The sequence below is a fragment of the Streptomyces sp. NPDC004031 genome (assembly GCF_053604375.1).
Window position 1 is genome coordinate 1 of the sequence record NZ_JBSGHL010000127.1, and the last position, 4,758, is coordinate 4,758.

At 73.2% G+C, this 4,758-nt stretch carries 7 protein-coding genes; 2 read left to right on the plus strand and 5 right to left on the minus strand.

Annotation, left to right across the window (positions count from 1 at the left end; genetic code table 11):
- Nucleotides 1-622: DEAD/DEAH box helicase (locus ACWERV_RS36510; protein WP_452941172.1), on the minus strand; the 622-nt coding region annotated here is incomplete at its 3' end.
- A gap of 522 nt (nucleotides 623-1,144) precedes the next feature.
- On the opposite strand from ACWERV_RS36510, the gene ACWERV_RS36515 reads away from it, so the two are divergent.
- Entirely contained in the window at nucleotides 1,145-1,936 is a 792-nt protein-coding gene (locus ACWERV_RS36515) for a ferritin-like fold-containing protein (protein ID WP_452941174.1), read from the plus strand.
- A 67-nt stretch (nucleotides 1,937-2,003) separates the two neighbouring features.
- Here the strand turns inward: ACWERV_RS36515 and ACWERV_RS36520 are convergent, their stop codons facing one another.
- From ACWERV_RS36520 to ACWERV_RS36535, 4 genes are all read right to left on the minus strand, one after another.
- Complete coding sequence (locus ACWERV_RS36520; RefSeq protein ID WP_398182839.1) at nucleotides 2,004-2,285, minus strand: hypothetical protein; 282 nt, start codon at nucleotides 2,283-2,285, stop codon at nucleotides 2,004-2,006.
- 123 nt (nucleotides 2,286-2,408) lie between these two features.
- Nucleotides 2,409-2,639 carry a DUF3107 domain-containing protein gene (locus ACWERV_RS36525; RefSeq protein WP_398182842.1) on the minus strand — a complete coding sequence of 77 codons (231 nt, stop codon included), beginning with the start codon at nucleotides 2,637-2,639 and terminating at the stop codon, nucleotides 2,409-2,411.
- A gap of 149 nt (nucleotides 2,640-2,788) precedes the next feature.
- Nucleotides 2,789-3,454, minus strand: a complete 666-nt coding sequence (locus ACWERV_RS36530) for a TetR/AcrR family transcriptional regulator (protein ID WP_398182845.1) — start codon at nucleotides 3,452-3,454, stop codon at nucleotides 2,789-2,791.
- A 247-nt stretch (nucleotides 3,455-3,701) separates the two neighbouring features.
- On the minus strand, nucleotides 3,702-3,977 hold the full coding sequence (locus ACWERV_RS36535; RefSeq protein WP_452941176.1) for a hypothetical protein: 276 nt from the start codon (nucleotides 3,975-3,977) through the stop codon (nucleotides 3,702-3,704).
- A gap of 313 nt (nucleotides 3,978-4,290) precedes the next feature.
- Here ACWERV_RS36535 and ACWERV_RS36540 point away from each other — a divergent pair.
- On the plus strand, nucleotides 4,291-4,758 hold a 468-nt coding region (locus tag ACWERV_RS36540), incomplete at its 3' end, for an alpha/beta fold hydrolase (protein ID WP_452941178.1).

Here is a 4,758-nt window from a genome sequence, read left to right on the forward strand (position 1 = left end):
CGCGGAAGACGTGCTGCGTGGTGTTCGCCACCGTCGCGCCCTCGTCGTCCGGCGCGGTCGCGCGGATGTGGGTGGGCTGCGACATGTAGCGGCGGGCCAGGCTGATGACCGCGCCCGGCATGGTGGCCGAGAACAGCATCGTCTGCCGCTTGGCCGGCAGCATCGCCATGATCTTCTCGACGTCGGGCAGGAAGCCCAGGTCGAGCATCTCGTCGGCCTCGTCCAGCACCAGGGTGCGCACATGGCGCAGGCTGAGCTTCTTCTGCCCCGCCAGGTCCAGCAGCCGGCCCGGGGTGCCGACGACCACGTCGACGCCCTTCTTCAGCGCCTCGACCTGCGGCTCGTACGCGCGGCCGCCGTAGATGGCCTGGACGCGCACCGCGCGGACCTTGCCGGCGGTCAGCAGGTCGTTGGTCACCTGCTGGCACAGCTCGCGGGTCGGGACGACGATGAGCGCCTGCGGCATGTCGGTGATCTGCTCGGGCGTGGCGCGGCCGGCTTCGACGTCGGCGGCGACGGTCACGCGCTCCAGCAGCGGGAGGCCAAAGCCGAGGGTCTTGCCCGTGCCGGTCTTCGCCTGGCCGATGACGTCGCTGCCCGCGAGGGCGACCGGGAGCGTCATCTCCTGGATCGGGAAGGGCGTGGTGATGCCTACGGCCTCGAGGGCCTCGGCCGTCTCGGGAAGGATGCCGAGGCTGCGAAATGTCGTGGGGGTCGTGGTGGTCAGGATGCTTGCCTCTTCTGTGAGACGCGGCACTGTCCGGCAAGGGGGGTCGAGTGCCCGAGCGCACCGGCGGAACCGGTGCGGGTCACTGACCGCGCAGAGGTGTCGTACAGCCTGGGGCTGTGAAGCGCGGGACCGCTGCCCTCGCTGTGCCGCGAGTGGGCCCCTCCCGATGACGGGAGGGCGGTCGGGTCGGAGCCGATCGGGCCACCGACCGGGCATCCAGGTGTTGCACACGTCGCCCGCCGGGGAAAAAAACCGGACAGGTACCGGACAGGAACCAGGCCGGTGATCGGCGGGTGCATTACCACTCTACCCCGGAAACACGTAGCTGCACCCGTTCAAATGTTTCGTTCGGGACATCATCGGGTCACACGGAGGGTGTCGGCGGGCGGGCGCGACTTGGTTATTGTGCCCCGCATGGAGACGCCTGACGACACCACCAAGCCCGCCGGGTCCGCCGAGCCCGCGGAACCCGCCACCCCCGCGGAGACGACCGGGACGGAGGGGCGGCCGACCGGCATCGCCGCGCAGGACTGGGCCGCGGCCGCCGCGGACCCGCGCTACCGCGCCGCCGTCGTCGATCTGCTGGGCGCGCTGGCCTACGGCGAGCTGGCCGCGTTCGAACGGCTCGCCGAGGACGCGAAGCTCGCACCGACCCTGGAGGACAAGGCGGAGCTGGCCGCCATGGCCGCCGCCGAGTTCCACCACTTCGCGCGGCTGCGCGACCGGCTCACCGAGATCGGCGAGGCGGCGCACGAGGCGATGGCGCCCTTCGCGACCGCGCTGGACGACTTCCACCGCCAGACCGCGCCCTCCGACTGGCTGGAAGGCCTGGTCAAGGCGTACGTCGGCGACTCGATCGCGTCCGACTTCTACCGCGAGGTCGCCGTCCGGCTGGACAGCGACACCCGCACCCTGGTGCTCGCCGTCCTCGACGACACCGGCCACGCGAGCTTCGCGGTGGAGAAGGTGCGCGCCGCCATCGACGCGGAGCCGCGGGTCGGCGGCCGGCTCGCCCTGTGGGCGCGGCGGCTCATGGGCGAGGCGCTGTCCCAGGCGCAGCGCGTGGTCGCCGACCGGGACGCGCTGTCCACGATGCTCGTCGGCGGTGTCGCCGACGGCTTCGACCTGGCGGAGGTCGGCCGGATGTTCTCGCGCATCACCGAGGCCCACACCAAGCGCATGGCGGCCCTGGGCCTGGCCGCCTGACCGTCCGACCGCACACGGCCCCCGCACCCGGAGGGGGCCGTGCCCCCGGCCTCGCCGGGGGAGAAGTTCACGCCCCCGGTGAGCTGACCTTCGCGTGCCGGCCCCGGCGGGCCGGGCTGGCGAGGACGCTCAGGCCCGCGGCGGACGTCGCGAAGGCCGCGGCGAAGCTCGCCTCGGGGCGGCCGCCGCCGAAGATCGTGTAGGCCACCAGACCGCCGGTCAGGGCGGCGACCACCCCGGTGAGCAGCAGCAGGCCCGCGTCGGGGAGCCGGGAGGGGAAGAGCCGGGCGGCGGCGAAGGCCACCAGCAGGCCGAGCACGGCATAGCCGGTGATCTGCAGGATGATCACATTCCCCTCCAGCGGCGCGGTGAGACGGACCTGTGCACCACAGGTCCTACCCGGGAGGGCGGGCACGCAAAACGGCGGGGCGGCAACCGGACCACCGGTTGCCGCCCCGCCGTTGACGGTGTGTCAGAGCGCGGCGCCGAAGCCGACCTTGCGGGCGGCCGACTCGCCGATCTCGACGTAGGCCAGCCGGTCGGCGGGAACGAGCACCTTGCGCCCGTGCTCGTCGACGAGGCTGAGCAGCTTCGCGTCACCGCTCAGCGCACTGGCGACGGCCTGCTCGACCTCGTCCACCGACTGCGCGCTCTCGATGACGATCTCGCGCGGCGCGTGCAGCACGCCGATCTTGACCTCCACGGCTTGGTTACCTCCGATGGTCTGGCGGTGTGCGCGGTTGGTCGCGCCGTTACGCTGCTCAGCGTAGCCCGGCCGGACGGTGTGCGATCAGCGCCCCGTGCACGCCGTGAGCGAACACCGGGCCCGCGGCGGGACGGCCGGGGCGGCGCTCAGGAGTGCGGACCGCCCTCGGGGGCGTGGTGGCCCTCCGCGCCGTGCAGCGGGAAACCGGCGATGCCGCGCCAGGCCAGCGACGTCAGGAGCTGCACCGCGGTGTCCCGCGGCACCTCGCTGCGGCTGGCCAGCCAGTAGCGCGCCACCACCTGGGAGACACCGCCCAGCCCGACCGCCAGCAGCATCGACTGCTCGCGCGCCAGCCCAGTGTCCTCCGCGATGACCTCGCTGATCGCCTCGGCGCACTGCAACGAGACCTTGTCGACCCGCTCGCGGACCGCGGGCTCGTTCGTCAGGTCGGACTCGAAGACCAGCCGGAAGGCGCCGCCCTCGTCCTCGACGTAGGCGAAGTACGCGTCCATCGTCGCCTCGACGCGCTTCTTGTTGTCCGTCGTGGACTCCAGCGCGCCACGCACCGACTGCAGCAGTGACTCGCAGTGCTGGTCCAGCAGGGCGAGATACAGCTCCAGCTTGCCCGGGAAGTGCTGGTAGAGCACCGGTTTGCTGACGCCGGCCCGCTCGGCGATGTCATCCATCGCGGCCGAGTGGTAACCCTGCGCGACGAAGACCTCCTGGGCGGCGCCCAGCAGCTGCTCGCGTCGGGCCCTGCGGGGCAGGCGGGTGCCGCGCGGCCGTGCCTGGGTCTGCTCGATGGCTGTCACGCCGCCTCCCAATTCTGCGGAACGAACGGATGAACGAAGGAACGTAGGCTGCGCTGGCCATCGTACTTTTCAGTAACGAGACTGCGCGCCGTACGACGGCACATTCTCACGTACTGGAACCGCGCCGGACGCGTGCGGTGACGGACGGGCCCGGCGGGCGGACGTGTCCGGGGACGGTGCGGGCCCGGTGAGCGGCGGTCCCGGCGGTCCCGGCGGCCGCGCGCGGCGCGTGACCGGGCGCGCCGGGTCACCGGCGGGTCTCGTCCTCGTCCTCGTCCTCGTCCACCGCGACCACCCGGCGCTGCTCGGCGGTGTCCGCGGGGTTGGCCTCGCCGTCCCGGTCCGCGGGCGGCCGGGAGGTGACCGGCTCGTCGCGGTGCTGGAGCAGGTCGGTGCGCTGCTCGGCACTGTCGGCCTCCGGGGCCTCCAGGTCCAGGTCGCCGTGCGCGTTCTCCACGGCGCCGTCGTCGTCCTCGTCGGCCTCCCGCTGGATCTGTGCGATCTGGGGGATCTCGTCGGACATGACGCCTTCCTTCCTCGCTTCCCGGCTCCCGCCGGTCCGGTGCCGGTCCGGTACGCCCCGGGCCCGTGTGGGTGGGGTCCGGTACGTCCGCGGGCCCTCCGCGGTCCGTCCCGCGCGCCCGCCCGGCTCCTTCTTGGAGCCTAGGAGCACAAGGACGCGCGCGCAGTGCGGGCGCGCGCCCCCCGCCGGGCGGCGGCGCGCTCACTGAACGGCTACCCCCTCGGGGCGCGGCAACCGTCCCGCGGCCGGTTCTGTCCGCCTGTGTGCGGACGAACACACGACCGTTCACGTGATCGTCTCGTAACATCGGTCCATGGCCACGACGGACTACTCCCAAACCGGCGCCCCTCCGGCGTCCGTACCCCCGGCGGGCCCGGTGCTCGCCGACGGGGAGACGTCCAGGACCGTGCGGCTTCCCGGCCTCAGCCTGCTCGTCCGCTCCCGCGACGCCGCGCCGGACGGCCCGCGCGACGCGGTCGGCGCCGCCGCCACCGAACCGGCGCTCTTCGTGCACGGCCTCGGCGGCTCGTCGCAGAACTGGTCCGCGCTGATGGCCGCGCTCGACGACGTCCTCGACGTCCAGGCGCCGGACCTGCCGGGTTTCGGCCATTCCCCGCCGCCTGACGACGGCAACTACTCCGTCGCCGCGCACGCCCGCGCCGTCGTACGGCTGCTGGACGCCGAAGGCCGCGGGCCCGTGCACCTGTTCGGCAACTCGATGGGCGGCGCCGTCGCCGTCAAGGTCGCCGCCGCCCGGCCCGACCTCGTCCGCACCCTCACG

What these genes read in the sequence shown, in the direction of transcription:
- ACWERV_RS36535 (WP_452941176.1), bottom strand. Translation starts at nt 3,977, where the DNA reads ATGTCCGACGAGATCCCCCAGATCGCACAGATCCAGCGGGAGGCCGAC.
- ACWERV_RS36515 (WP_452941174.1), top strand. Translation starts at nt 1,145, where the DNA reads ATGGAGACGCCTGACGACACCACCAAGCCCGCCGGGTCCGCCGAGCCC.